The sequence below is a fragment of the Endozoicomonas sp. SESOKO4 genome, from assembly GCF_024606275.1.
Genome location: NZ_JAHHPS010000212.1, coordinates 1 through 1,595, shown reverse-complemented (window position 1 = coordinate 1,595; position 1,595 = coordinate 1). Strand labels below are relative to the sequence as shown.

The 1,595-nt window shown below is 37.2% G+C and carries 3 protein-coding genes; all 3 read right to left on the bottom strand.

The window, feature by feature from the left end; all coding sequences use genetic code 11:
* Positions 1-36: 36 nt before the first annotated feature.
* On the bottom strand, positions 37-279 hold the full coding sequence (locus KDK16_RS04165; protein WP_257274797.1) for a hypothetical protein: 243 nt from the start codon (positions 277-279) through the stop codon (positions 37-39).
* A 147-nt stretch (positions 280-426) separates the two neighbouring features.
* Entirely contained in the window at positions 427-1,140 is a 714-nt protein-coding gene (locus tag KDK16_RS04160) for an RloB family protein (RefSeq protein ID WP_257274796.1), read from the bottom strand.
* On the bottom strand, positions 1,130-1,595 hold a 466-nt coding region (locus KDK16_RS04155), incomplete at its 5' end, for an ATP/GTP-binding protein (RefSeq protein WP_257274795.1). The genes KDK16_RS04155 and KDK16_RS04160, both read right to left, overlap by 11 nt.

Below are 1,595 nucleotides of genomic sequence, written 5' to 3'. Positions count from 1 at the left end.
TTATCCTCAATTTCTTGCAATCCTCGCTACGCACGCTCAAGTCCGACAGGCTCCTGAAATTTGTGCTCCGTCATTTCTTAGGATGCGACTCTGGTCTTCTTTCATCGCAACATCGAGTTTCCAGTGAAGCTTATTCTCGGTGTGCCAATGCTCTCGGCTGGCCTTACCCAATTGCTCAGCCGTTAGCTCTGCAGAGCTGATTAGCTTGTGGTCGACTTTCCAAGCTTGGCGTGGGTCACTGATAATAAAGAGTTGTGAAATCAAATCGTGAGCATTCATGCTGTGGCCTTATCCTGATGCGCAATTATAAGACCGTAGACGTATTAAAAAGAAAGCAAATATAAGCTACAGGCCAATGATCTCAGGGGGGCATGATTTTTCCCTAGTGGTGTGGGGAAAGTTGGAGAAAGACAAACTCTTACCCGATTATGCGTCGTTCTTGATTTCCTTCATGTTTTGTAAGTAAACAACAAGTTCATGTACATTAGTACAGGATTCTGCATCATTATTTCGGTTAGCTTTAGCAAAAATTCTTGACGAGTGTGCAATAGCAGGTGCTAATGTTCCTTCAATTATTGATTTCTCATATAATCCTCTTTGAGTTTTTTTGTACTCAGGCAGATATTTTCTTAAGTCGTCAATTGCTTGATCCGCTACACTCTTCTTTTGAGTAGGAGCATAAGGTTTTGTCGTAGCGTTGTAATGGAGCAACAGCCAAAACTCAAAAGCAGGATTTGACGTTATTGCAATGAATTTTACTTCATCATCCAATTTGTCTTTAGCAAGTACCGTATTTATTTCGTCAACACGCTGAATTGCATCGAAAAATGTTGAGTGCCGATCTCTATCAAAAATACAAAAAATTACATTATATGTATCCCCTGACAAAAGCTCTCTACGATATAGATTGTAAGCATAATTAACTACGTTTATAGGGCTTGAGTCACAAGAACCATCTATTTCAATATTTGCAGAGTCAAGGTCATGAAACAATCTAATTTCTTCGAAATAAAACGGCTCTGTTTTTTCCCCTTCAGAAACGATTAATGCTCTATCATAAGGTTTTCTCTTAGCTTGATTTCTCTTATTATCCTCTGCTTTTCTAGCTTTTCTTTTGTGAAATAAATCTTCACTGCCCATCATTAGACCCCAAAAACTGAAAATTGCTTACTAGCGGCAAAGCACCATAACGACCTGATAGATATGCCTTCTCTAAATTAGAGACACCTTTTCTAGGGCTAAAATCTGTTAAAGGATAAATCGTTGTCGATTGATTTTTATCTTTATTACAAAACCAAATCTGATCTCTCCTAAACACATGTTGATCTAAGACAGAAGTTTCATGTGTTGTAAATACTAATTGTGCATTATGTGGATTTGTCTTTTGATCATTAAATAACTTGATTAAGAATTTAACCATATTTGGATGTAAGCTGTTATGTAGCTCATCAATAAACAATACTTTTCCATTTCTTAAGCAATCAAGCCAGTGACCAGCAAAAGAGAATAGTTTCCTAGTCCCGTCAGATTCTTCATTTAGATCAAAAAAATACATCTTCACCTTCAGAATTTTTGTGAACTGTTTTGATATCGAC